Source organism: Pseudomonas sp. H1_G08 (assembly GCF_054681355.1).
Map to the genome: position 1 here is coordinate 1,373,681 of NZ_CP162822.1, position 24,856 is coordinate 1,398,536.

At 59.7% G+C, this 24,856-nt stretch carries 25 protein-coding genes; 9 read left to right on the top strand and 16 right to left on the bottom strand.

Features of this window, described 5'->3' with window-relative positions:
- Positions 1-2: 2 nt before the first annotated feature.
- From AB4N85_RS06285 to tspO, 3 genes are all read right to left on the bottom strand, one after another.
- On the bottom strand, positions 3-254 hold the full coding sequence (locus tag AB4N85_RS06285; RefSeq protein ID WP_252869272.1) for a DUF2790 domain-containing protein: 252 nt from the start codon (positions 252-254) through the stop codon (positions 3-5).
- A gap of 221 nt (positions 255-475) precedes the next feature.
- Positions 476-1,459: an alpha/beta hydrolase gene (locus AB4N85_RS06290; RefSeq protein WP_252869273.1), complete on the bottom strand. Its 984-nt coding sequence runs from the start codon at positions 1,457-1,459 to the stop codon at positions 476-478.
- Positions 1,456-1,899, bottom strand: coding sequence for a tryptophan-rich sensory protein TspO (gene tspO / locus AB4N85_RS06295; RefSeq protein WP_041480509.1), 444 nt, complete (start codon positions 1,897-1,899; stop codon positions 1,456-1,458). The genes AB4N85_RS06290 and tspO overlap by 4 nt, the downstream gene beginning before the upstream one ends.
- Before the next feature lie 133 nt (positions 1,900-2,032).
- Here tspO and AB4N85_RS06300 point away from each other — a divergent pair, with 133 nt between their 5' ends.
- Entirely contained in the window at positions 2,033-2,299 is a 267-nt protein-coding gene (locus AB4N85_RS06300) for a hypothetical protein (RefSeq protein ID WP_252869274.1), read from the top strand.
- 42 nt (positions 2,300-2,341) lie between these two features.
- On the opposite strand, the gene AB4N85_RS06305 is transcribed toward AB4N85_RS06300, so the two are convergent.
- The gene (locus tag AB4N85_RS06305) at positions 2,342-3,253 is read right to left on the bottom strand and encodes a magnesium transporter CorA family protein (RefSeq protein WP_252869275.1); all 912 of its coding nucleotides are present in this window, start codon (positions 3,251-3,253) and stop codon (positions 2,342-2,344) included.
- Between the two features lie 3 nt (positions 3,254-3,256).
- Positions 3,257-4,837: a RimK family protein gene (locus AB4N85_RS06310; RefSeq protein ID WP_071171957.1), complete on the bottom strand. Its 1,581-nt coding sequence runs from the start codon at positions 4,835-4,837 to the stop codon at positions 3,257-3,259.
- A gap of 94 nt (positions 4,838-4,931) precedes the next feature.
- On the opposite strand from AB4N85_RS06310, the gene AB4N85_RS06315 reads away from it, so the two are divergent.
- Positions 4,932-6,026, top strand: a complete 1,095-nt coding sequence (locus AB4N85_RS06315) for a GNAT family N-acetyltransferase/peptidase C39 family protein (protein ID WP_460067415.1) — start codon at positions 4,932-4,934, stop codon at positions 6,024-6,026.
- Between the two features lie 10 nt (positions 6,027-6,036).
- Here AB4N85_RS06315 and AB4N85_RS06320 read toward each other — a convergent pair whose 3' ends face one another.
- Entirely contained in the window at positions 6,037-7,608 is a 1,572-nt protein-coding gene (locus AB4N85_RS06320) for a sensor domain-containing diguanylate cyclase (protein WP_252869277.1), read from the bottom strand.
- A gap of 160 nt (positions 7,609-7,768) precedes the next feature.
- Between AB4N85_RS06320 and AB4N85_RS06325 the strand changes: the two genes are divergently transcribed.
- Positions 7,769-8,200 carry an HhH-GDP family DNA glycosylase gene (locus AB4N85_RS06325; protein ID WP_252869278.1) on the top strand — a complete coding sequence of 144 codons (432 nt, stop codon included), beginning with the start codon at positions 7,769-7,771 and terminating at the stop codon, positions 8,198-8,200.
- A 73-nt stretch (positions 8,201-8,273) separates the two neighbouring features.
- Here AB4N85_RS06325 and AB4N85_RS06330 read toward each other — a convergent pair whose 3' ends face one another.
- From AB4N85_RS06330 to AB4N85_RS06340, 3 genes are all read right to left on the bottom strand, one after another.
- Positions 8,274-8,486 (bottom strand): hypothetical protein, encoded by a 213-nt coding sequence (locus AB4N85_RS06330; protein WP_252869279.1) that lies wholly within the window; start codon positions 8,484-8,486, stop codon positions 8,274-8,276.
- A gap of 51 nt (positions 8,487-8,537) precedes the next feature.
- A complete protein-coding gene (locus AB4N85_RS06335) occupies positions 8,538-9,419 on the bottom strand; it encodes a manganese catalase family protein (protein WP_041480494.1) in 882 nt (293 codons plus the stop codon).
- A gap of 281 nt (positions 9,420-9,700) precedes the next feature.
- Positions 9,701-11,239 carry a class I SAM-dependent methyltransferase gene (locus AB4N85_RS06340; RefSeq protein WP_252869280.1) on the bottom strand — a complete coding sequence of 513 codons (1,539 nt, stop codon included), beginning with the start codon at positions 11,237-11,239 and terminating at the stop codon, positions 9,701-9,703.
- Positions 11,240-11,577: 338 nt separating this feature from the next.
- Here AB4N85_RS06340 and AB4N85_RS06345 point away from each other — a divergent pair, with 338 nt between their 5' ends.
- Positions 11,578-13,497, top strand: a complete 1,920-nt coding sequence (locus AB4N85_RS06345; RefSeq protein WP_252869281.1) for a tyrosine-protein phosphatase — start codon at positions 11,578-11,580, stop codon at positions 13,495-13,497.
- 36 nt (positions 13,498-13,533) lie between these two features.
- Here AB4N85_RS06345 and AB4N85_RS06350 read toward each other — a convergent pair whose 3' ends face one another.
- Both AB4N85_RS06350 and AB4N85_RS06355 read right to left on the bottom strand, forming a co-directional pair.
- Positions 13,534-14,661, bottom strand: a complete 1,128-nt coding sequence (locus AB4N85_RS06350) for a mechanosensitive ion channel family protein (protein WP_252869282.1) — start codon at positions 14,659-14,661, stop codon at positions 13,534-13,536.
- Positions 14,662-14,826: 165 nt separating this feature from the next.
- Entirely contained in the window at positions 14,827-15,810 is a 984-nt protein-coding gene (locus AB4N85_RS06355; protein ID WP_252869283.1) for a helix-turn-helix transcriptional regulator, read from the bottom strand.
- A gap of 356 nt (positions 15,811-16,166) precedes the next feature.
- Between AB4N85_RS06355 and AB4N85_RS06360 the strand changes: the two genes are divergently transcribed.
- Positions 16,167-16,565: a hypothetical protein gene (locus tag AB4N85_RS06360; RefSeq protein ID WP_252869284.1), complete on the top strand. Its 399-nt coding sequence runs from the start codon at positions 16,167-16,169 to the stop codon at positions 16,563-16,565.
- 51 nt (positions 16,566-16,616) lie between these two features.
- Here the strand turns inward: AB4N85_RS06360 and AB4N85_RS06365 are convergent, their stop codons facing one another.
- Positions 16,617-17,630: an AraC family transcriptional regulator gene (locus tag AB4N85_RS06365; protein WP_252869285.1), complete on the bottom strand. Its 1,014-nt coding sequence runs from the start codon at positions 17,628-17,630 to the stop codon at positions 16,617-16,619.
- A 30-nt stretch (positions 17,631-17,660) separates the two neighbouring features.
- Between AB4N85_RS06365 and AB4N85_RS06370 the strand changes: the two genes are divergently transcribed.
- From AB4N85_RS06370 to AB4N85_RS06380, 3 genes are all read left to right on the top strand, one after another.
- Positions 17,661-18,458 (top strand): glutathione S-transferase family protein, encoded by a 798-nt coding sequence (locus AB4N85_RS06370; RefSeq protein WP_252869286.1) that lies wholly within the window; start codon positions 17,661-17,663, stop codon positions 18,456-18,458.
- 46 nt (positions 18,459-18,504) lie between these two features.
- Positions 18,505-19,248 (top strand): methyltransferase domain-containing protein, encoded by a 744-nt coding sequence (locus AB4N85_RS06375; RefSeq protein WP_252869287.1) that lies wholly within the window; start codon positions 18,505-18,507, stop codon positions 19,246-19,248.
- A 112-nt stretch (positions 19,249-19,360) separates the two neighbouring features.
- A complete protein-coding gene (locus AB4N85_RS06380; RefSeq protein WP_236169219.1) occupies positions 19,361-19,660 on the top strand; it encodes a hypothetical protein in 300 nt (99 codons plus the stop codon).
- 43 nt (positions 19,661-19,703) lie between these two features.
- Here the strand turns inward: AB4N85_RS06380 and AB4N85_RS06385 are convergent, their stop codons facing one another.
- The 4 genes from AB4N85_RS06385 to AB4N85_RS06400 form a co-directional block, all read right to left on the bottom strand.
- Positions 19,704-20,606, bottom strand: a complete 903-nt coding sequence (locus AB4N85_RS06385) for a bestrophin family protein (protein ID WP_024012629.1) — start codon at positions 20,604-20,606, stop codon at positions 19,704-19,706.
- A gap of 88 nt (positions 20,607-20,694) precedes the next feature.
- Complete coding sequence (locus AB4N85_RS06390) at positions 20,695-21,237, bottom strand: P-loop NTPase family protein (RefSeq protein ID WP_252869288.1); 543 nt, start codon at positions 21,235-21,237, stop codon at positions 20,695-20,697.
- An 84-nt stretch (positions 21,238-21,321) separates the two neighbouring features.
- Positions 21,322-22,632, bottom strand: a complete 1,311-nt coding sequence (locus AB4N85_RS06395) for an NTP/NDP exchange transporter (protein WP_150742644.1) — start codon at positions 22,630-22,632, stop codon at positions 21,322-21,324.
- Between the two features lie 58 nt (positions 22,633-22,690).
- Positions 22,691-23,737 carry an SDR family oxidoreductase gene (locus AB4N85_RS06400; RefSeq protein ID WP_435406352.1) on the bottom strand — a complete coding sequence of 349 codons (1,047 nt, stop codon included), beginning with the start codon at positions 23,735-23,737 and terminating at the stop codon, positions 22,691-22,693.
- 145 nt (positions 23,738-23,882) lie between these two features.
- On the opposite strand from AB4N85_RS06400, the gene AB4N85_RS06405 reads away from it, so the two are divergent.
- Positions 23,883-24,800 carry a LysR family transcriptional regulator gene (locus tag AB4N85_RS06405; RefSeq protein ID WP_252869290.1) on the top strand — a complete coding sequence of 306 codons (918 nt, stop codon included), beginning with the start codon at positions 23,883-23,885 and terminating at the stop codon, positions 24,798-24,800.
- Positions 24,801-24,856 lie beyond the last annotated feature (56 nt).

The following is a 24,856-nucleotide window of genomic DNA, read 5'->3' on the forward strand; positions in this document are numbered from 1 at the left end:
GATCAGCCGTTGCTGCAACCGCTGCCCATGACCTCGTATTGCAGGATGTGCTGTTTGCCTTGGGAGTCCTGATAAGTCATGTGCACCGGCACTACGGCGCAGACATCCGGCACGGGATCTTCCGAGATGATTTTGGCGACGTCGAGGTGACTGGCGTAGGTGTATTGCTCGACGGGAGGCGTGGTAGTCGAGTCCTGAGCCATGACCACCGAGCTGAAGCCGAAGAGTGTGAGGACGAGCATTGAGACTTTCATGGGTATTTTCCTTTGCTGAAGTTGAGTGTGCTGCTGGAACAAACTCTATGCGGCGGCTGGCGGGGGAAACAGGCGCGGATTGGGTAAAGACTGTTTACGGTTTGAGCCACAATCGGCATGGGGTGAACGATCGCGCAGGGTTCAGCGCAAACAAAAAAAGGCGCCGGTGAAGGCGCCTTTTGTTTGTCTCGTTTCTTTATGGCTCGCCATGCAATCGGCAGCTACGAAAACGCCGGGCTGATTTCGGCGGTTTTCGCTGAGTAGCTTGCCACTCGCGCCGAAATCCACTTGCGGCTGTAAGCCAGCACATGGTCAGCAGTGGCGGTCGGGAAGTGAATGAAGCCATGCGGACACTCTGGCAGCACGTACATCTCCACCGGCGCCGCTTGCTGCCAGCGCTCAGCGATGAGTCGCGTGTCATCCAGCAGCGGATCGAGGTCGCCGACAAACAGCAGCGCTGGTGGCAGTCCGCTGAAATCGCCATACAGCGGCGACAGTGGTGGCTGGCGTCGTTGTTCGTCGCTGATATCAGGTGTGAGCAGGCGCAACGCTTCGACCATGCCGGGGCCGTCGAGCACCAAGGTATCGGCTGGCGCGGCGCGCACGCTGGGCGTGCCGGTCAGGTCGTAGACGCCGTAATACAGCAGCGCGCCGCAGATCCGTTGCAGCAGTTGCGGCGAAGATTTGAGCGCGAGCAGGGTGGCCGCCGCCAGATGTCCGCCGGCCGATTCACCGACGACGACCACGGGCAGTCCGGCAAATTCGCCATCGTTCAAGATGCCGCGAGTGGCGCGCAGACAGTCTTCCAGCAAGCCCTCGATTGGCGTCGACACGGCCAGCCGATAATCAACCGACAGCACCGCCACGTCGCAGGCGTTGACGATGGCGATGTTGAAGTTGTCGTTCATCTGCGCATTGCCGATCACCCAGCCGCCACCATGGAAATCCAGCACCACGCCTCTGGCTTTGCCCTTGGGACGGATGATGCGTACCGCCACCGTGTCGATGATCTTCCGTTCGGCGCTCAGCCCATGCTGGCGCAGCTTGCCAGCGCCGCCGAGCTGACCCGCCCGCAGCAACGCCTGAATCAGCCGTGGGGTGAGGCGATTGCGGATCTTGAAGCGTGGCAGCCAGGCGAGCTTTTTGTTGAATGCGCGAACCTGTGCCAGCTCAGGCTCGCCTTGCGGCCATGGAAATTCGCTCACAGGCGATTCTTCATCAGGATCGAGCAGTTCAGCGCCGCCGCAACGCACAGCCACGCCAGGTACGGGAACAGAATCAGCCCGGTGACCACGTCCAGTTGCAGTGCGAGCACGACCATCACCGCGACGACCACCCACAGCACCGCCAGAATCACCAGCGCCGCCAGCACCTGATGCGCGCCGAAGAACACCGGCGTCCACAGCGTGTTCAGGGCGATTTGCGCGGCCCACAAGGCCAGCACCGTTTGGCTGCCGGGGATCAGGCTCAGGCGATAGCCGGCCCAGGCCAGCAGCAGGTAGATGATCGTCCACGCTACCGGAAAGGCCCAGTTGGGCGGGGTGAAGGAGGGTTTGGTCAGCGATTCATACCACGGGCCGGGTTTGAACATTACGCCAGTGGTTGCCGCCGCCGCGCAGGCCAAGAGGAAGATGAAAAAGGTCATTGCCAGTCCTTAGCTGTGATCAGCTGTTGTGGAGAGTTAAGAAGAGGACGCTTCGCTGCGCAAAAAGTTTGTTCGCAAATGCAATTTGGCAGTCAGGTTGAACTAAAAGCTGACCGCTACGTCAGGATAAACAGTGCCTTTTCCCACCGACGCGGACGACAACATGTACACCTATCACATCGAATACCGTTTCAACGGCGAGCCTCGTACTTATCTGCTCGAACTCAAGGAAGCGCAACTGGCCGAGCACGACGCGGCGATGCATCTGCTCGAACTGCATCTGGGCGATGCCGAAAACAGCCTGGTCATGCCCACGGCGGATTCGACGCCAGAGCAGATTATCGAGCAGGCTGAGCGGGTAGGGATTACGCATATCCGGGTGGTCAGCCGGACCAATTGACGCCCGCATGCGGCGCAGGCATTAGCAGAATGTGCTCTGAATTCAGGCCATGCGCCGCAATACCAGCACCATCCCCGCGCCCACGAGGCCCATGCAGGCGATCAGCACGGGAAAGGACATCCACCATGGGACGCTGGACGTCATCATGCTGAACTCCGACATGCCACCGATGCCGGCGATCAGGTTCAAAGGAAGGAATACGACGTTGATCAGTGTCAGCTTGCGCAGGGCCCGGTTCATGCTGTTGTTGGCAAGGTTGCCATGGGATTCGATGAGGTTGGCGAACACCTTGGCGTGAATTCTGGCCTGCTGGAAGCTTTGTTCGTTTTCCACGATCAGATCGTTCAGCGCAGCCAGTTGACTGTCGCTGAAGCCCTGACGCTGGCCGTGGTTGCGCAGCAGCGTCAGCACTGCTCCGTTACTTTGAATCGCATTGACGTAGTACACGAGGCTTTCGCTCAGGTTGTACATCTGCGCCAATTGTTGATTGTCCATCGCCCGGGTGAATTGCTGTTGGATCTCCCGAGCGATCTGTTTGACCACGCGCAAATGCCCGAGATAGTGGTGAACGCTTTCTGCGAGTAACGCCATCAGCACGTCCAGCGGCCCGGTCATTTGCGCATCGTGCTCAAGACCCGAAAGCAGCGAGTTGCTCGCGCAAATGACCACCAGGCGTTTTTCGCTCAGCACCACTCCGAAGGACGAAACGTTGAATGCGCGCCCGTCGAAGCTTTCCGGACGCTTCCAGATCAGGAACAGGTGATCTGGCTTGACCTCGATGCGGGCGACTTCATCAGGGTCCAGCGACGACTCTATCGCTTGCGCGCCGATGCCCAGGCGTCTGTGCAAATCCAGTTGCTCGGCTGCGTCCGGGGCGACACACAGCCAGACAGTCGCCTGGTCCTGCGATGTCCTGTGCAGGGCGCCGCAATCAATGCAATAGCCTTCAATCATTGCTCACCACGCTTGGCCACGGTGTTTGAGCTCAAGCCTTTGGGTAAAAGCCTGTAATACGCGCCGGTACAATTCGTCGCCCAGCACCGCGTCTTCGATGCCCGCATCGAGGTTGGGATTGTCGTTCACTTCGATCACCAGCACCCGATCACCCGCTTGCTTGAGGTCGACGCCGTAGAGGCCGTCGCCGATCAGCCGCGCCGTCTGTACGGCGAGCTGCACGACTGCGGGCGGCGCTTGCTCGACCGGCACCGCCTCGCACATTCCGTTGATCTCGCCGGGCAGCGCCTTGTGGTTGTAAATCTGCCAATGCCCCTTGGACATGAAGTATCGGCAGGCATACAGCGCTTCGCCATTGAGCACCCCGACGCGCCAATCGTATTCGGTGTAGCAATACTCTTGCGCCAGCAGCAACACCGAGTGTTCGAATAACTCCTGCGCGGCCGTGGCCAGCGCTTGTGCATCGGCGACCTTGATCACACCCCGTGAAAAGCAGCCATCGGGGATTTTCAATACCAAGGGAAAACCGAGGCGACGCCCTGCGTTTTCGAGTTCCTGCGGACGATCCTTGTAGAGTATTTCCGTTGCCGGCATGCCCAGCCCGCGACGCTTCAGCAAATCGGCCAGATAAACCTTGTTGGTACAGCGCAGGATGGACGACGGATCGTCAATCACCACAAGGCCTTCGCTTTCAGCCTTTTTCGCGAATCGATAGGTGTGATCGTCCACTCGCGTGGTTTCGCGGATGAACAATGCGTCGAATTCAGCGAGACGCGCGTAGTCCTTTTTCTCGATCAGCTCGACATCGATACCCAGCTGTTCGCCCGCAGCGATGAAACGCTGCAATGCCTCGGGATTAGACGGCGGCAGGGCTTCGTCAGGATCATGGAGGATGGCCAGGTCGTAGCGGGCCACACGTTTGGAGGCGGGCTGACGCCACGTTCTGCGATTGAAGGCATCCAGCGCATCAGCGAAAACATGCTGCTGTTCATCGCGAAGTTTGTGCAGTGCACCGGCCTTGATGCCTGCGATCTGCCAGCTCTCACCACGGCGGAATTCCACCAGCAGGATAGGGCAGGGGAACGCCTCGAACAGCTGACGGCCGATCTCTTGCAGCGGCTCGATCGAGGCCTTGCCGAAGTACAACGACAGCGTGAAAGCCTCGGTTTCGCCGTACGGGTGGTTCGCCAGCGCCCGCTCCAGGGTGCGTTGCAGATCATTCAGCCCGACCCCGTAAAGCGCTTTGCGCGCCAGCTCGCTGACGGTGCGTACCGAGGGGAAAACCTTGTGTCCGCGCGCTTCGGCCAGCAATGAGCAGTAATAGCCCTGACCGAGGTATTTGTAATTGCGGCAGAGGTTTATGACCTGGGTGCGATGAGGAAAATCATCGCTGTGTTCAAGGTAATCCTGAGCCAGCATCAGGCTCTCGCTGGGCAGGTAATCAGCCCAGTCATCCTTGCGTTCGACCAGTATGAGCAATCGACTTCCCGAGGGCTTGATACTGGGAGGTTCCTCGCTGAGGGAGATTGTCGAATGCTCGGTTTTGTCTAATACTTCGTTCACGTTGGCTTGCACCGCTGACATGAGTAATGAATCCCTGTTGAAGAAGACGCCGCTTCAATAAATCACGGGCCTTTCGGTCTGTCCCGGTTCGTTACTCAAACTTTACGGTGCGGTCATGTCTTTTGATTTTCGCTTTGCATCCATGGACGATATCGACGATCTGGTCGAATTGGAGCGGGTGTGTTTTACCCTCGACCGGTTGAATCAGCGCAACTTCAGCTGGATGCTCAGTCGAGCCAATGCCGCGCTGATTGTCGTCACCTCGGGCGCAACACTTTGCGGTTACGCGTTGGTGCTTTTTCACCGAGGCACCTCACTTGGACGCCTGTATTCGATTGCGGTCAGCCCTGCGTGGCGCGGACATGAGCTTGGCCAGCGTCTGCTGGAACAGGCCCAGGCCTGCGCATTGGCGCGCAACTGCGCATGGCTGCGCCTGGAGGTGCGCGCTGACAATACCGCTGCCATCCGCCTCTACGAAGCCAATGGCTATCAGCGCTTTGCCAGCGTCGAGGACTACTACGAAGACCTCTGCGAGGCGTTGCGCTACGAGAAACGCATCCTGCGCGAAACACCAGCGCCCGCCCGGCAAGTGCCGTATTACCAGCAGACCACCGAGTTCACCTGCGGCGCCGCGTGCCTGCTGATGGCGATGTCTGCCATCGATCCGACCCGTGCCATGACCCGAGCGGAGGAAATCCAGTTGTGGCGCGAGGCAACCACCATTTTCATGACGGCGGGGCACGGTGGCTGCAGTCCTCAGGGCCTCGCACTGGCGGCCTGGCGGCGCGGTTTCGATGTGCGCCTGGAAGTCAGTCACGCGGGCTCGCTTTTTCTTCACGGCGTACGCAGCACGGAGAAGAAGTCGATCATGAAACTGGTCGAGGATGGGTTTGCCCAGGAACTGGCTGCCACGCAAGTCGAGCAGGTTCTGGGTGATTATCTGCAGATCGGCGCTGCGTTGGCGGCCGGATACAAACCGCTGGTGCTGATCAGCAGCTACCGATTCACCCGCTTGAAAGCGCCGCATTGGGTCATCATCACCGGGTGTGACGAGGACTTCGTCTACTTGCATGATCCTGATGTCGACCACAGCAAACTCAAGCGCGGCCTGGACTGCCAGCACTTGCCGGTCAGTCACCAGGAATTCCTGCGCATGACGGTGTTTGGCGTACAGCGGGTTCGCGCAGCCGTGATGCTGCGCTCCCGTTGAAGAGGGGTGGCTAGGCGCCGAGCACTTCCTCGCCGATACAGTAGCGATCCCTGCCTTTCTGCTTCGCGGCATAAAGCAGTTTGTCAGCCGACTCGATAAGAGTGGCGGGGCTCACTTCATGTTCGGCGGGTTTGCCAACCGCAATACCTGCACTGGCGGTGACGTGACCCAGCGGATGGGCTCTGTGCTCCATCCGCAAGGATCGAATGGCCTCAAGAATTTCCTCAGCCACAAGCGCCGCCCCGCGAATATCGGTGTTGGGCAGCAACACGGAAAACTCCTCGCCGCCATAGCGCACGGCGAGATCACCCGGCCGTTTTACCGCCTGCGCAATGGCCTGGCCGACGGCGCTCAGGCAATCATCACCTGCCGCGTGCCCATAGCTGTCGTTGTAGAGTTTGAAGTGATCGACGTCGATCATGATCAGTGAGATCGACGAACCCTGGCGTCTGGCCAGACGAATTTCGTCAATCAAGGCAGTGTCCAGTCGCCGACGGTTGGCCAGCCCGGTCAGGCTGTCGGTCAAGGCCATGTCCTTCATGGCCTGGTGTGCCTTGCGCAAATCCTTTTCCATCACCATCCGTTGGCGCAGTTGCCTCAAGACGATCAGTCCGAAGACCGTGAACGCGGTGATCACCGACATCAACACAAAGCCGGTTTTGATCAGGTCCCAGCGCCACGGCGCAATGATCGATTCGCGGGACAGGCCGGTTTCGACCACCAGCGGATAGGTGCTCAAAGCTCTGTAACCGTACAGACGCTGGGTGCCGTCGACGACGGCTCGGACCTCGGCGATCCCTTGATTGGAAAACGGCAGGTAGTTCTTGAACACCTCACTGTCGGCGAGGCTCTGACCGATTACCGATGCAATGAAAGGACGACGCACGAGAATGGTGCCGTTGCGCAGCGCCAGCACCAAGGCACCCTTGTCGTCGATCTTGAAATCGCCGTAATAATCGACGAAGTAACTGACTTTGATGGTGCCAAGCAGCACGCCGGCGAAGGAGCCGTCCGGGTTATTCAAGCGGCGGGAAATCGGAATGATCAGGTCGTCCGTGGATTTGCTTTTGACGACATCACCGATACGCACGTTTCGATCGGTGTTGGCGCGGTGATACTGGAAGTAGTCGCGATCGGCATTGTTCGCAGGGTCCGGAATCATTTCCTTGTCGGTGACGATCCATTTGCCGTCCGGGCCGTAGATAAACAGTCCATGCAACTGCGGCATCAATTTGGCCTGCTGCACCAGCAAGTTGTGGATGCGCGGTACGTCGATGTTCTGCAGACCGTCGCCTTCGACGCGCTCGCCCAGGGCGGCGGTCAACACATCGACCTGGCGGATGGCGTCTTCGGCATGTTGCGCGGTTGCCCGCGCGAGGTTGGTGACCGAATCACGCGCCGACGAGAAGGCTGCATGATAGTCACGCCAGGTTCGCCATCCCTCCACGCCGAGAAACGCCAGAATGACCGTCAGCATGAAGATGACTGTCAGGCGGAAAGCGGCTATCTCGCTGGCAGCTTTGATGGGAGCGGTTTCTGCGGCGTCATGCCCCTTGGTTTTGGGCATCTTACGACCGAGCATCTGAGGGTCCTTATGCTTGTCATCTCTCATCTCTTGAAAGATGACCATCCTTTTCCACCTGGAATTCAATTTACTGCCTTGGCCAGGCGGTCGCGAGTGGATCGTTCAAAGCCGTGCCGGGTCAACATCTGTAATTGAAGCGCGCCTTGAGGTGAGACTTGTGAGCGATATCATCACGGCCGATGACTTGAACATCGACCTGCGCAATGCCAACGAAACCGGCCTGTTCAAATGGTTGCTGGCGAGTTTTCTGATGGGCAAAAGGATTCAGGGCGCCATTGCCGCCAAGGCGTATCAAGTCATAGTAGAGCAGCATCACCAAGACACCCCGCAAAAGCTCGCGCAGTGTACGCACCGTCAACTGGTGTCGATGCTGGGGCAGGCGCGTTACGTGCGCTACGACGAAAGCACGGCGTCGCGACTACTCGCGCTGGCCAACAAGCTCAACAGCGAGTACGCCGGTAAGGTCAGTAACATCGTGGCCGCGAGCGCGGACCGTAAGGCGCTGGAGAAGCGCCTGTGCGAGTTCGAGGGGATAGGGCCGAAGACCGTCGAGATCTTCATGAGGGAAGCTGCGTCGGTACTTTTCTGAACGCCCGGTTCTGCATTGAAGACGGTGGCAACACTCGGCTCACAGAGCAGCAAGTCTTCCCGCCAGTTCGCGGTCAATGGATGGCTGCCACCTCCGATTGCTGGACTGTGGCTTGATCGGCAAAATTATTCGGGAGAAGGGTGCCCAAGCCGAATACATTCACCGCCATGCTGACTTTCAATCCTCGACAGGCCTGTTTGCAGTCCAGCTCAAAACCGGCGTATGCCTTCTCCATCAAACGTTGAAAATGTTCAGAGGTCAGTGCCAGGACTTTGCTGCTTTTCATGTGGTTTTCCTTGAGCAAGTGGCGACCCCGGTCCGGGGCCGCCGGACGGGTTCAGACATCTTTACCTTGTACATAACCGGAGCCCAGGTCAGCACCGGTCACCGGCTCGCTGAGTGGGTCAGAGGCTGTACGGGTCTTCATCGCTTCCAGCACCTGTTCGTCTTCGGCCGGAAGGCTGACGGTCGCCAGACCGTCGCCGCCGTCGACCGCAGGCTCTGGGTTTTCCACGTACTCCCACGCACCGCCCTCGTTCCAGGGGCCGCGCACATTAGGCTCGCCAGACATGTTGAAGTACTTGTTGGTGAACTCCGGCATGCCAGGCAATTTGCCCTGCGGGAAGTTCGGCTGGATCGAATGCAGGGCTTTTTCGAAGGACTGCTGATGGGCGATTTCCCGCGTCATCAAGAAGCCAAGCGCCTCTTTCACGCCCGGATCATCGGTGATGTTGATCAAGCGTTCGTAGAGGATTTTCGCCCGCGCTTCGGCTGCGATGTTCGAACGGAAGTCGGCAGTAGGTTCGGTGATCGAATCTACATACGCCGCTGTCCACGGTACGCCAGCGGAATTGACCAGAGGCGCGCCTGCGCCGTACAGCAGGCTGGTGATGTGCGAGTCATTACCGGCGCCATTCAGCGCACGGTACAGCTCACCTTCCTCTTGCACGCCCTCGGCGAGTTGACCCTTGGCACCTCTGTTGAGCATGACGATGATCGAGCCGACCACCTCCAGATGGCTCAATTCTTCGGTGGCAATGTCCAGCAGAAGGTCTTTGCGTCCCGGGTCTTCCTCGGCCAAGGCTTGGGTGAAATAGCGCGCTGCTGCGGCCAGTTCGCCATTGGCGCCCCCGAATTGTTCCAACAGCAGATTGGCCAGACCAGGGTTGGGCTCGGCCACTCGAACGGTGTACTGAAGTCGCTTGTTATGTATGAACATTCAAATTTTCCTCAGACCAGGCTATCGCGCTTTTGCCCTGATGGGCGTTAGCGCATGCATAGTTTGTGAGGAGTGGGTGGAGCGGAAATTTCGTTTATTGCAGGCCGGCTGGACGGACGGCAGAGGGCGGAAAGTTCCGGAAACAGGACGGTTGGCTTGACCCGGATCTACGACCAGTGTGGGAGCGAGCCTGCTCGCGAATGCGGTACGTCAGTCACCGATTAGGCAGCTGATCCAGCGCTTTCGCGAGCAGGCTCGCTCCCACCTTGGTTCGTTTGCAATCAAGCGATTTTAAGCGCCCTCAGCACAGGCAGCGTCTGCTCGGCGAATACCTGCGCCTGTGCGGTCAGCGCGGCGATATTGGCTTCGGCAGTGAGCAGCGGCTGGCCGTTCTCTACCAGCACTTCACCTTGTTCGCTGATCACACTCCACGCCAGTTGCGCCCACTCGGCTGGCTGCTGTTTGCCTTGCTTGATCGAAATCAGGAACAGCTGCTGGAAGCGGCTGACTGTCACGCCACCGCCAGTGACCGGGCTGGCCAGGGTCTGGATGTTGGCGCCGTACAGCGAGCGTTTGCACAGTTGCAGATTGAGCGCGGCGCAGCGACCGCTGACCTGCGACTCGGCGGCCTCGCTCTGGCACGGAGCGACCGCGCCCATACCGATCAGCACGGCCAGGGCTTGTTCGAGGTCGTCGTAAGCCAGCGCAGTCTCGGACAGCAATTGGCGCATCGATTTGGCCGCATAGTTTTGCGCCGCCAAGGCATCGAGCACCGGGCCGTAGATTTCCGCTTGCAGGGTCGCTTCGCCGGCAGGACCGGTGACCGAGCCCGCCACGGTTTCCCAGGGTTGCAGCAGCACGAAACGGCTGTGCAGCATCCTCGCGCGGCGTTCGGCAGCGGACAGGCGGGTCGCGCCACGTACGTACAGGTCGCGGCGGAAGTGCTGGTTGACGAAGTAGTCCCGCGCTTGCTCGCGCATGATCGGATGTTCGATGGTTTCCAGAAAGTCCATGCCTTCAGCGCTCAGGTTGAGCGGGGCGACCGAATCCAGCGGCACTGCCGTGGTGGCGTAGTCGAGCTTGGCCGGGGCCAGCGCGTCGACCATGTCGGCGAAGTACATGCAATTCCAGTCACGGTTGAAATACTCGTGGGCGACGTAGTGACGATCCTGACCCTTGATGCTCTGCAGCCGCGCGCCGAGACTCGGCGCCGCCGCGGCGTATTTCGGGTTGGCCGCGAGCAGTGCTTCGGAAAATTGCAGTGCGGCGTCGATGCGCTGATCGGAGCGCGACGAGGCATTGGCGAAACGATCGTGCAGGCTGAACAGATTGCGCAGCGGCGCTGACGGCGACCAGCCGGGGAAGCAGTTGTAGCTGACGTAGAGCATGCCGCCCGGTTTCAGGTGACGGCGGGCGAATTCGACGATCAATTTCTGATTGTCGCGACTGACCCAGGTCCAGATGCCATGCAGGCTGATGCTGTCGAACTGCGGCAGATCATTGCGCGCCAGCAGCTGCTCGAAGCTGTCGTCATACAGGCGGGCGCCATTGTTGGCGGCAGTCGCGAGTTCGATGGCATGGGCCGCCATACCCGGGTGAAAGTCCGTGCCGACAAACGAACCCGGGTTGGCGGTGGCGTGGATGTTGATCGACACGCCCTGACCGAAGCCCAGTTCGCAGTGCACGCCTTCGTTGCTTTCCAGCGTGGCGAACCCGCGCAACAACAGGCAGTAACGCAGGAACACCGGATTGATCTCCCGGCTATAGCTGTAGGTGTAGCCTTCGTCGGTGAAATAACCTTCGTTCCAGGCGTTGCTCATGGGTACAGCCTCTTGTTCTTGAAAGTGATGGCAGTCTTATAAGGGGTTGTGATTGCGCGCGACAAATTGAAAAAACGGATACGTCACCAAACCCTGTGGGAGCGAGCCTGCTCGCGAAAGCTTTTTTTCAGTTTGAATATAATCGGCTGACACGCCGCTTTCATGAGCAGGCTCGCTGCCACAGGGATCTTCAACACATCCAAGCAGGATTGATGGACCGATCACGCACTCCACGGCCCATTCGCGCAGGCATTTTGTAGCCAGCCGAAACTGTCATATTCCCTCCCACTCGTCTGCCCATAGTGACCAGCCCAACGCTGATTTCATGAGGCTGCACTGTGTTCCAACGTCTTCTGTGTTCGCTGTCCCTTCTGAGCCTGTCCATCGCCGCTGCCCACGCGGCCGAGCCTGTCAGCCTCGACACGCCGCGCTTGAGCGGCATCGACAACTTTCGCGACATCGCCGGCATCACCACCGCGTACTCCACCGCCCACGACGGCGTTATGCGCAGCGGCGTGTTCTACCGCTCCAACGCTTTGACGCCGTCGGCGGCGGATCTGGCGACGCTTAATGGTCTCGGCATCAAAGCCATTTACGACTTGCGCACGCCCAGCGAAATTGCCGCTACGCCCGACACGATGATCAGCGGCGCGGCCTATCGCAATATCGACATCATCGGTAGCACCACCTCTGGTGCGAACATCACCAATATCTCGTTCCACAGCGCCGCCGAGGCCGTGGCGATGATGGAGGAAACCAACCGCGCCTTCGTCAGCGATGCCGGCATGCGCGGGCAGTTCGGCCAGTTGTTCAATGAGCTGGCCAGTGTCGACGCCGCGCAGTTGTTTCACTGCACCGCCGGCAAGGACCGCACCGGCTGGACCGCCGCCGTGTTGCAGAGCATCGCTGGCGTTGATGAGGCGACGATCATGGCCAATTATCTGGCGACCAACGACTACACCGCCGCCCGTGTCGCCGCGACCTTGAAAGCGCTGCCGCCGAGCATGGCCGCTGTCTACGAGCCGCTGCTCGGGGTGCAGGCCAGTTACTTGCAGGCCGGTCTCGACCAGGTCGCCGCTGAGTACGGCAGCATGGACAACTACCTCAAGCAGGGCCTCGGTCTGTCCCAGGAAACCATTTACGTACTGCGCGGCAAACTGGTCGAGTACAACAGCTTGCCGGGGCAGACCGGGCTGATCGGCAATGCCGCCGCTGGTGCCGAGTTGCTGCGCCAGCTGCAGAACTCCGAGCTGTCCGGCACCTACAGCGCCTACAACTACTACCTGCAATCGGCGATCGACGCCGGCAGTCTGGGCGGTGTCGAATCTCAAGTCGGCGGTCAGGTCCACGCTGATGCGGCCAGCTACCTGCTGCGGCAGAACGCGATGATCGAACAAGCCGCCGCACCGTTCGCCAGCGGCAGCGATCTGAAGATCGGCCAATACCGCCTCTGGACCACCGCGCTTGCCGGCTACCTCGGCACGGACGGCTCGGCCCACGCCGACAGCAGCAACGAACACAGCCAGGGCCTGATGCTCGGCATTACCCAGCGCTTCAACGAACAACTCAGCGCGCGCGCCGGCTTTGGCTACAGCAAGGGCAGCGTGGGCGGCGCGGGTGGCGAGGCCAATACAGACTTCACCTTCCTCAACCTCGGTGCGCGTTACGGCCTCATCAGCCTTGAGCGCGGCTTGTTTGTCGATGCCAACGCCAGCGCCGGTTACGTCGACTACGACAGCAAACGCGAGCTCGGCGGTGGTCTCGGCACTGCCAAGGGCGACACTCACGGCAATCTCACTGGCGCGACCGTGGCGTTGGGTTATCGCCTGCCGCTGAGCAGCGTGATTGTCGAACCGAACCTGGGCTTTCGCGTCAGTCATCTCGACTTGCAAGGTTTCAAAGAGAAGGGCAGTGAACTGGCGCTCGACGTCGACGGCATCAAGCAAACCCGCCGCAGCGCGGTGGCTAATCTCGACGTGTCATTCGCGCCGGTGGCAATGGGTGCGTGGCAGTTGGTCCCGGGCGTTCGCGTGGGCTATGAACGTGCGCTCGGCGATCAGCAAGTCGACAGCGCAGGTCATCTGCTGGGGCTGGATATCGAGCAGCGCGCGGCGTTCGACAATCGCGACCAGTTCAGCGGCGGCATCAACTTGATGGCCAACCTCGGCGCCCTGAGTGTAGGCGCTGAGGTCGGCGCCAACGGTGGCGGTGACAGCCATGGTTTCAATGGCGGTCTAAAGGCCAGTTACGCCTTTTGAACACAGCGAGCCCGGCAAATTGCCGGGCTCTTGCGCTCAAGCATGCTGCGCACGCGAAGGTTGCTGTGTGCGTGCCGGTGGCGCGGTGGGTTCGGGCAGGGAGGCGACATGCACGGTGCGCGCCGGGAAGGCGAACGTCGCGTCCAGCTCGGCCACCGCTTCCATGATTGCCAGATTGATGCGTTGCTGCACGTCCATGTAGACGTTGTAGCTGGCGTCCAGAACGATATACACCGTCTCGAATTCCAGCGCGCTCTCACCAAAACTGCGGAAATGGCAGCGGTCGAAGCGCGCCTGTTTTTCGTTCTTGATGATGCTTTCAACGCGTTGGGTGATCTGGCGGATCTGTTCGCTGGTGCACTCGTAAGTCAGACGAAATTCGAACACCACTCGACGCTCCTGCAAGCGTTTGTAGTTCTGAATGGTGCTGCCGATCATGTCGGCGTTGGCCATGACAATCTGCTCACCGCCGAGACTGCGGATGCGCGTGGTCTTCAGGCCGACGTGCTCGACCGTACCGGCCAGCGTGCCGACGACGATGAAATCGCCCACCTCAAACGGCTTGTCGACGGCAATCGACAGCGAGGCGAACACGTCGCCGAGAATGTTCTGCACCGCCAGCGCCACCGCGATACCGCCGACACCCAGGCTGGCGACGAATGCAGTGATGTTGACGCCCAGGTTCGACAGCATCGCCAGCAGAATCACCGCCCACAGCAATACCTTGACGCCCCACAGGCTCAGGGTCGCCAAGGCGCTCGCCTGAAAAGTGCCGGTCGCGTTATGCCGCGAAAAATAGCGATGCAGCCCCAGCGCCAGCGCACGGTTGGCCCACAGGCCGACCTGCAACGCCGCCACCACGAACCACAAACTGCTGACCCGCCCGAGCCAGCGCTCCGGCAAATCCAGCAACCCGATGCCGACCAGAATCGATGCCAACAGCAGCAACGTGGTGCTGGTCGCCGCCAGCACTTCGCTGGCCATGTACGTCAGATGCCCATTGCCGGCAGTGGCCCGCGCCTGCACCTTGCGGAAAACGAAGCGGATCGCCGTGGTGGTCAGCAGATAACTGAGCGTTGCGGCGAGGAACGCCAGCACCCAGTTCGCCAGTGAAATTCCTAAAATCGTGTGCGTCGTGAAAAAGCCGATGAAATCCTCGGTCATGGAAACCCCCTTGCGAAGCCTGCACCGACGCGCGCAGAAACGCACCGTCGGTCGCAGCCAGGTAAACGCCGCTTGAATCGGCGGTGCCGTCAAACGACCTGTCTGGGTTAGTCGCCCTGAGATTCCTGCTGTTCAATCAAATGCAGGTTTCGCCGGACCGAATGGTCAACGCCTGGCCTTCAACTCCGCTGGGCTAACGCCATAAGCACTCTGAAAATACTGACAAAAGCGCCCGGCATTACTGAAGCCAAAGCTCAACGCCACCTCCGTCACAGAGCCTGCATGCCCGCGCACCAACGCCTCATAGGCGCGCTGCAAACGCACCTGCCGCTGATACGCCACGATCGACATCCCGACAAAACGTCGAAAACCTTCCTGCAAGGCGCGCTGGCTGACATGGCTCAACCGCGCCAGATCCACGCCACTGACCAACTGCTGCGGATGCGCCTGAATAAACTCCATCGCCACCTTCACATGTCGTGGCGCCACACACGGCGCCGGCCCCCGTAATGCCTCGGTGAAATTGTGCGGCCACGCCTCCAGCACCGCATCGATCAACATCTCGCGCAACCGTGACGGCATCAACGTGCCGCTGTTGATCAAGGCATCGAACTCAGTGCCCGTGGCCAGATCGATCAACGCCTTGAGGCCCTGAAATGCCGGGGCATTCAGATCCACGCTTGGCTCAAACACGATCTTCTGCACGACCGGTTTCTCCAGCAGCGCCGACAACCGCTCGGTGAGCTGCAGACGATTGATCGAAATGCCGTGATGCGCGTGATCGTCAACAAAACGCATCGAACGGATATCCGCCTTGTCGATCGCCAGACCGACATGCGCCATGCCGATGGACTCGGTGGCGTGGTTGAAAACGATCTTGCCGGCGGTGGGGATGACGAAAGTGATTTCGTTCTGCGGGTCGGGGAGGGTGACGCTGAAGTCGCCGTGGTAATGCATACGCCGAAAACTCACCCCGTCGTGCCGCCCGTAGACCCCGCCGATGATGATGTTGGAAGGTGGCGGCGGAGTATCGGCGTAGCGGTTGCCGAAGAGCCTGGAGAACAGGGCGCCGAAGTCGGAAGAGGTGAGGTTGTCGGAGCGCAGGATGATCTTTTGGCGGGGTGGGGAGGTGGCGGTGATGGGCGGCATTTTGGAATGCGGGCTCTTGGGGCGACGGGAGGGATGGGAAGATTAGTGAATTGGCGTGACTGTCTGGTGACAAGGCTTTGGAGCATCGTTTGCTTTCGACTTCAGCGGTCACTTCTGATGAATCGCCAATTCGGCGCCAGCACTACATGGTTAAGTTGAATGGTGTGAGTTCGCAAATTGAATGGCGGCGACGCTACCGAACTAAATCGAATTGTGTACGATTGCTTTACAGTTTGGGGATGGATAGGTGGGAGTGCTATTGGCTTTATAGTAATCGAATATATTGTCGATCCGTTCCGTGTCTAATATAAGTCCGGTACTTCTATAGCGCTTCAATAAGCGAAAAGGTGATAGTTATGAAAAAGCTCCTTTTTTGTGCGGTTGCCATGCTATTTATGATTGGCTGCGCTTCGTCCGGTAATCAAGCTGCGCTCGACGCCCATGCGGACGCGCCGGCGACCGCTAAGCAGCTAACGGGCAGCGAAATAAAAACTACGGTCATAGGCCGAAAATATTCCAGCGTAACGTCCACTGGTTATCCTTTCTCTCAAGTATTAAGCGCTGACGGAACTGCACAAATTCAGATCTCCAGTGAGTCCATGCAGTCAGGAAGTTGGGTGATTACGGGGGATGTGATCTGCGTTGCCTATGAAAAATACGGTAAGGAATGCAGCAAAGTGTTAACAGATGGGGGCTCGATTTGGTTCGTTGACAGTACGACGAATAAAACCAACAACAAATTTATCGCCAACTAGAGCGGACATCATTTTGAGAGCGGGTAGCGGCTGCTTCACGCCTGGTTCATATCAGGTATTGAAAGAACGACGCCACTGACTGGGCGTAACCTTTTCCACCTGCCGAAAGGCCCGATAGTAAGAGTTGACGTCGTCATAACCCAGAAGATACGCCACCTCTTTGAGCTCCAGGCTCGTATCAGCCAGCAGCTGCAACCCAACTTGACGCCTCGCCTCGTTGAGCAGTGCGTTGAAGGTCGTGCCCTCGGACGCCAAACGGCGCTGCAAGGTTCGCTCGCTCTGCAACAGTTCTCTGGCGAGGTGTTGCAAACTTGGCCGTCCGTTCGCCAGCGTGCGCTTGAATATTTCAATGACCTGCTCACAGAAGCCAACCGGCGCCTCGATTGCGCGTAATGCGGCATCGAGGCCGGGGCTCATCATGTGCAGCACCTGCGCATTGTGTTGCAGAAACGGCCGGTCAAGATCAGAGGCGCTCAAGATCATCTCGTCATGGCTGGCGCCGCAGTTGATGGGACAGGCGAAATAATCCGAGTGAGTTTCCAGCGGTGGCTTCGGCCGCCGCAAGCTCAATGACATTGGCGTGATGTGTTTTCCGGTGCCTCGTCGACCGAGCTCCAGTACCAAGGCAAAACACGCCTCCACTGAAAGATAGGGCGCAGGCCCCGTGCCGGATGGCCACTGAATCGTGAATGACACAGTGTTCTGGCGCTCGACCATGGATAATTTGTCGGGACTGCACAGGCGCTGCAAGCGCGCCAACCGCGCAAGTCCGTCGCGATAATCAGCAGCATATAACGCCGTGATGAACGCCATTTTGTGCTTCGCACTGGGCGTGTCGCGAACCATTTTTATCGCAAAAGCCGGATCCGCCGAAAGCGCCTCAATGGCGTTCCAGACAGCGAACAACTGCTGTGTGCTGACAAAGGTCGATTCGTTCAAATGAAGGTCAGGGGGCAGTTGAGCATGTTGCTCAATCAACGAGGGATCCAGTCCCAGCTGCGCTATTGATTCCCAGAACACCCTGGGCAATTTACACCGCTCGGTGCTGGTGTGAAGGTGCGGCATTTCCAGACTCCGAACTGCAGGATAGCGGTGATGCGTGATGCAATGCGCCGCCAATGGCGCGTTCTGCAAGTATTCTGGCGGAAGGCGCCCACAGGCTCATACCGCTTCGCTTTTACCATTGTCGTCAACACACTGAGCCAAAAGGAGCTCACGATGACAATGACTTTCTATACCAACCCTAATTCTCGCGGGCGCATGGTGCGCTGGATGCTCGAAGAAATCGGCTGCGCGTATGAGACGGTGATCATGGATTACCAGTTGAGCAGTCAGGCTGACCGTTGGGGCGGTGCTGCGCTGGCAGTGCCAACGATGGCCGATGCTGATGATCGGCGTGTCGGCTTTTTTCGCGACGTGAACCCGATGGGAAAGATCCCGGCCCTGGTGCATAACGGGCAAACCATAACAGAAACTGCCGCCATCTGTGCGTACCTGGCGGAGGCATTTCCCGAAGCCGGGCTGGTCCCGGTGGCAGCGGAGCGCGCCGCTTATTACCGGTGGATGTTTTTCGCTGCGGGGCCGCTGGAGCAGGCGGTCACCAACTACCGCGCCAGTTTCAACCCGACGCCGGATCAGGAGTTTTTCTTTGGCTACGGAAGCTATGAGCGCACGGTCGATCAGCTTGAGCGCGCGGTATTGGCGCATCCGTTTATCGCCGGGGAACGCTTCACCGCTGCAGACGTTTATGTTGGCTCCCACATTGGCTGGGGGTTAGGCTTGCAAACCTTGCCGCCCAGGCCTGCGTTTCTCGCCTATGCCCAGAAGTTGACCAGCCGCGACGCCTACAAACGTGCGGTGGCGAAGGATGAAGCGCTGTTGGGGGCCAGATGACTGATGTGCCTGCCATGATTTTTCGCAAAACTCAGGGAATTTGATAATGCCGCTCAACCGACTCGACTTCACCACACGCTTGCTGATCGATGCGGGCATTGGTGAAGGGATGCGAATCCTGGACGTAGGTTGCGGTTCGGGTGATGTTTCGTTTTTGCTGTGTGATCTCGTGGGAAGAGACGGGGAGATCATCGGCGTTGATCACGATGCCGCTGCCATTGCCGTTGCACGCCAGCGCACCGCAGGACATGCGCCGACCTTTCTTGAGGGAGACCTCTTGGAATTGCCAGACTCTATCGGCAGTTTTGACGCCATCGTCGGCAGGCGCGTTCTGATGTATCAACCGGATGCGGTGGCGACGATCCGAGCGCTGTCGAGATGTCTGCGTCCCGGCGGGATCATGATCTTCCAGGAACACGATACGACGATGGCGCCCGCCAGCGTCGAGCCTTTCCCTTTGCATGAAAAAGCGCAACGCTGGTTACAGCAAATGCTTGCTTGCGAAGGAGCGGATTTGCACATCGGGTTCAACCTGCACGGCATTTTCACCCGGGCAGGCTTGACCGTTGAAAGCGTGCGCGCTGAGTGCCTGGTGCAAACGCCTGATGCGCCCTACAGCCTTGGCGCCATCGTTCGAGCGTGCTTGCCGCGAATCATTGCGTTAGGGGTGGCCAGTGCAGAAGAGGTAGAGATTGAAACATTGCAGGCGCGTCTGGATCAGGAGCGTTCAGCTTCTTCGGGCATCTACGTCGGTGATGTGATGTTTGGGAGTTGGGCTCGGAAAAGTTGACGTTTTGAGAGGACGATATACCGCGGATGCGGTGGGAAAGTGTGACGCTTGGAACGACCCACTGTGCCCGCTAGTCGTACCTGTCTACGAACATTTTTACAGGTACGGCGCAATGGATAAGACAATCACCGTGGATCAACTGGCAACCACTGATCTTGGCTCAATCAACGAGATATGGCTCGGCGGGACCCATACCCAGTTATGCCTATGGCGTGCTGAACAAGTCTTCACCCACGAAATGCTCAGCGAGGGAACCCATGATCAGAATGTCCGACGCCTGTGCTTGCAGTTGGTTGACCCTGACGATCGAGATGCAGTGGCCCGTGTTGAGGCGGTAGCGCGCGAACGACTGGAAGAAATGGGCAAGCAGGGCGAGTTTTACCCGGCCGAGGAGGCGGACACTCGTCAATAGCCGCTCCGCAGCTGATGAAAAGCGCTGCTGCTAAAGCAGCGCCTCAAGCGGGCTCCTCAACCCTGCGCACATCCCCCAAGGAATCACGCTGCATCGACTGCAAGTTCTTTTCAATGGTTTCGCACAGCGCTTCCATCTGAATCTGGTGTTCGCTGTGGCGAAACGGGCTTTGCAGATCGGTGCCGATTCGTTCGATGGCCAGCAGCATGAACCCGACCACAGTCGACGCCAGCGGCGTGAACCAGCCGAGGGATTCGACCAGTCCTATTGGTACGATCAGGCAGAACAGCGAAATGAACAGCCGCGGAAAATACACATAAGGGTAGGGCAGCGGCGTATTGGCGATCCGCTCCATGCCGCCTTGGCTGTTGGACAGATCCACCAGGGTCGACTCGAGCCGCGCCAGGCGAATACTGTCCAGATGCCCGGCCTTGTATTCGCGAGCGAGCAGAGTCGCCGAGCCGGTGAGGATATCGTTGGCAAAGTTATTGGTTGTGCCACTGCGGGCGAATTCTTCGGCGGGAATAAACGCCCGTACCTCGTCGGGACATGGCTGGCCTTGCAGGTGCGCGGCGAGGCAATTTACGTAAGCGACGTGGCGGCGCAACAGCGTGGATTTGACCGGATTCACCTCGCCACCAGCGTCGTCCAGCAGCGTCAGCACCTGCCTGGCAAAGCTGCGGGAATTGTTGATCATCGACCCCCACAGCGTCCGCGCCTCCCACCAGCGGTTGTAAGCGCTGCTGTTGCGAAAACTGATCAACACGATCAACGCCGAACCGAGCAAGGTCAGCGGCATCAACGGCAGGTTCAGCTTGGCGTTGAGAAACAGCATGAAGTCGACGGTGACGGCGATGTCCCAGAGCAGCAACCAGAACAAAGACCAGCCCACGTAACCCAGGGTCTTGATGATCAGACGGTATTTTTTGACGATGGCAGCTTTCAAACGGAAACCTCGTGGCGAGCAGTTTGCTTAAACGCTTAAGCTCGGACGATGCCTGGCACCGGCAGTTCCCTGGTGGAGCGGTCAGCCGTCAGTCAGTCTGCAAAGCCTGGCCGTTGGAACGGCCAATGCTTTCAAGAAAAGTCCTCGTCTCTCGATTCGACCGCAGGTGAACCACCCGGCAAGCCGATGGCGCCGTTGACACGAATTGGCGCATTTTGGCTCGCGAGGTTTTTCTCGTCCGCCACATGAACTTTAGAAACTCCGGCAGATTCGCCAGCTGTTCGGGGCAGTTTTCCGGCAAGTCAGGCCGAGACTGACCGTGGTTGAGCAGCGTTCTACGCAGGACGCGCAAGAATCGAAGCGGTGGCGAACGATCGATCCAGATCAGCAGATCTGCACGGGCGATGCGATTTTCCCAAGTGGTCGAATGGCCACCTTCGAATATCCAGCGATCACGCGCCTCGACCTCCAGGCAGAGTCGGGTCTTCTCATCCGGGCTTCGCTCGATCCAGCCTGGCTGCCAGTGGATCGTGTCGATATGCACGACCGGCAAGCCCGTGCGCTTACCCAGCTTGCGCGCCAACGTACTTTTGCCAGACCCAGGCTGACCAACAATCATCACCCGTTGCATCGAAGCTCCTTCTCGCTCTGCAAGCTGTTTTTTGGGGCGGGCGATTCTACGGCAATGCCTGTCTCCGTCAATGACTCTTGAGCGCTACGCTGGGTTTTGCCGCGCTCCCGCCACACTGGCTCGGCGGTCCGCCCGTTCGCCGAGTCGCCATCCCAGCAGACCCCAGAGCAGTGCACACAGCGCGCCGACCAACGCTGCCATGCCTGCACCTTGGCTGAGGGCGTCCAGCGCGCTTTTCGCCCAGGCACTGATGGCGTCGCCGGCGCGGTAGACCACGGTGTCGATGAAGTTCTTTGCCTTGTACTTGCTTTCGGCATCGAGCGGGGCGAACAGCATCTCCCGGCCTGGGCGCACGAAGGCGTATTCACCGATGCGGCGCACGATCATCAGCGCGGCGATCAGGCCAAAACTGGGCGCGAAGATCAGCCCGATAAAACCCGCGCACATGACCAGCGGCACCATGGCCAACAGCACGCCGACGCCGAGCTTTTGGGCGAGGCGCCCTGTGATGAACAGCTGACAGAGCAGGGCGCCCGCCTGCACGACAAAGTCGATGATGCCGAACACGCGCACCTGCGCCTCGCGGTCCGGGAAGTGTTCGGCGACGACGCGTGCCTGCTCGAAGTAAAGGAAGGTGGAGACTGTTGCCAGCAGCACCACAAAACCGCAGATGCCGAGCAGATAAGGTGATTTCACAACGGCCGTCATACCGCTGAACGGATTGCCCGGCAACGGCCTGCGAGGGCTTTCGCTCGGCGCGGCATCGGGGCGTCCTGCGCCACCCCGTTCACGCCAGCGCATCAGCTGGCGCTTGAACCACATCGCAGCGGCCAGCAGAACAGCGGCCAGCAGCATCAGGCCGGACTCGCCCAGCGGACCGATCAGCAAGGCGCTCAGCGCAGGGCCACTCAGGCCGCCGACGCTGGCGCCCGCCGCGATGAACGCGAACAGACGTTTGGCCTGGGCACTGTCGAAGACATCGGCCATCAGGCTCCAGGCGACCGATACGACAAACAGGTTGTAGACCGATATCCACACGTAAAACACGCGCGCCAGCCACGGGCTTTCCTCGCCCAGGAACAAGGCGGCGAACAACAGCAGATTGGTGCAGAAGAATCCGTATACCCAGTCCACGAAATGCAGGCGCGGCACGCGTGCGCTGAGCCAGGCGAACAGCGGAACGGCCGCCAGCATGACCAGGAAGGTCGCGGTGAACAGCCACTGCAAGTTCTCGACGCCGGCAGTGATGCCCATCGATTCGCGGATCGGACGGAGCATGAAATAGCCGGCGAACAGGCAAACGAACAGCAGAAAGCCATTGAGCGCAGGGCGCAGCTCGTGAGCCTCGGCATTGATGATGGCGCCGGCGCGGTGGGCGAGAAGAGACGTATCCATGTTGCGCTCCTGTGGGAGTGGCGGGGCAATGGCACGGAGCCTGCCCGTGCCAGCGGGCTCAGCGGTAGGTGACGCCGGTCAGTCGCTCGGAGAGTTGCCACAGTGTGGCCGAATTCGAGCGATCGGCAGCGGCCGGCGGCATCTTGGCGAAGCCCAGCGGCCCGCGCTTCTCGTTATCACCGGTAGGCCCGTAGTAGGCACCGCCCACCGCCTCCAGCGCCGTCGCCGCATACAGCGTGGGCAGCGCGCCCTGCGCTGCGGAATGATACAGGTCCCGCTCTACTGCCCATTGTTTGCCGAATTCACTGTCCAGGCCAGGCCCACGGGCGATCAGTTCGGTCACGGCAACGCCGGGGTGAGCGGCGATGCTGCGTATTCCCCAACCGGCGGCATCGCTGCGCTGCTGCAGCTCAATGCTCCACTTCAGAACCGCCAGTTTCGATTGGCTGTAGCTGGCAAAAGGGTCGTAACTGCGCTCAGCCTGCAGGTCATCAAAATTAACGGTTGCGCGCCCGGCGGCAATGCTCGACAGGCTGACCACCCGACCATCGTCGCTTTTGCGTAGCAGCGGCATCAGCAGGCCGGTCAGGGCGAAATGCCCCAGATAATTGGTCGCCAATTGCATCTCGTAGCCATCGGCCGAAACGCCTCGAACAGGCGGCGACATGATCGCGGCATTGTTAATCAGCACGTCGAGCCTCGGCAGGCGCCCTTGCAGACGGTTGGCGAGGTCGCGCACCGATTGCAGATTGGCAAGGTCCAGCGTTTCGAATTGCACGCGCGCCTCGGGCACGGCTTGTTTGATTTTTGCGATCGCCTCGCGGCCGCGCTCGGCGTTGCGTGCGGCGATGATCACCTCGGCACCGGCGCGCGTCAGGGCCAGCGCGTCTTCATAGCCCATGCCGCTGGTTCCTCCGGTCACCAGCACGATGCGGCCTTTCTGGCTGGGCATATCGTGGGTTGACCAGTCCGGCTTCGGCTCCGTTCGGGGAGTCGCCTGTGCAGCCAGTGTGCCGGCCATCGCGGAAATGGCGAACAGCATTCGGGCGGCCTTGAGAAGGCGTTGGGTCGCGGTATTGCTCGGCGTAGCGGGTGAATGGCTCATCGGGGGATTCTCATTCGCGTGACAGGTTCCCGGTTGGCGGGGCGAGCGAGCAGTATCGGTGTACGAATGCGCGAGGATAAGTCGGTCATTTGTGGATGGCCCGTACGGTATGGCGTACAGTCAGCCGCTTGCGGAGGAAGAGTCCATGCGTAAACCAAACCTTACCGATGTGTCGATATTTGCTGCGGTGGTCGAGGCGGGGGGATTTCGTGCTGCCGCGCAAAAGCGCGGGCTGTCCGCCTCGTCGTTGAGCGACTGCATGCGCCGGCTGGAAAGCGACCTGGGCGTGCGCCTGCTCAATCGAACCACGCGCAGCGTCACGCCGACCGCCGCCGGCGAGCGATTACTCGAGCGCCTGCGCCCGGCCTTGCAGGAAATCGACGCCGCTTTCAACGATCTGGACGACGACGCTCAGCGCCCGGTCGGCACGCTCAAGCTCAATGTGCCAGTGCCGGTGGCACGTTTTCTGTTGCCCGACCTGCTGGCGCGTTTTCTGCGCCTTTATCCAGGGGTCAGTGTCGAAGTCGTCATGGACAACACCTTCGTCGACGTCAACGCTGGCGGGTATGACGCCGGCGTGCGCTATGAAGAGAGCCTGGCCAAGGACATGATCGCCGTGCCCATCGGCCCGCGTCGCCAGCGCTTCGTCGCGGCGGCCGCCCCGGGCTATCTGGCTGAACGTGGGACACCCACTCACCCCGAAGAACTGCCGGGCCATGACCTGCTTGGCCATCGCTTCGAGAGTGGCAAAGTCGGCGTGTTCGAGTTCCATCGAGACGGCCGTATCGTGCGTCTCCCGCCTCAGGGGCAACTGCTGACGTCGTCGCACGATCTGAAAATTCGCTCGGCCATCAACGGACTGGGCATCGTCTATACCTTCGAGGACTTCCTGCGCGAGCCACTCTCCGATGGTCGACTGGTGCCGATTCTCGAGGACTGGTGGCAGGCCTTCGACGGCCCGTTTCTCTACTACCACGGCCGCCGTCACATGCCTTCGCCGCTGAGGGCGTTTGTGGATTTTTTGCGGGGGGAAGGGCGGATTGCAGAGGGCTCAGGTGTCTGAAGCTCTGTTTCGTGAGGCTAATGCATGGGCTGCCAGCAGGGCGCGCATGGCGACGG